Here is a 290-nt window from a genome sequence, read left to right on the forward strand (position 1 = left end):
GGCCGGCTCGGCGTGCGAGACCGCCTGCCCACGATGCGCGAGCTGGCCGCCGACCTGGAACTGAACTACACGACGGTGGCGAGCGGCTACGCCGAGGCGCGCAAGCGCGGGCTGATCGACTCGCGCGCCGGCACCGGCACCTTCATCCGCTCCGGCAGCCCGAGCCTGCGGCTGCGCGGCGGCAGCGGCGCCGAGATGACGATGAACCTGCCGCCCGAGCCCGACGACGAGCACCTGATGGCGCGGCTGCACGACAGCGCCAGCCGCGCATTCGCACAGGTCGACTTCCA

General features: G+C 73.4%; 1 protein-coding gene. It reads left to right on the forward strand.

Translation table 11 applies throughout. The features are described from left to right. A partial coding sequence (locus ACZYSP_RS35485; RefSeq protein WP_489019243.1) for a GntR family transcriptional regulator occupies nt 1–290 on the forward strand: 290 nt, incomplete at both ends.

The sequence above is a fragment of the Variovorax sp. F042 genome (assembly GCF_057814215.1).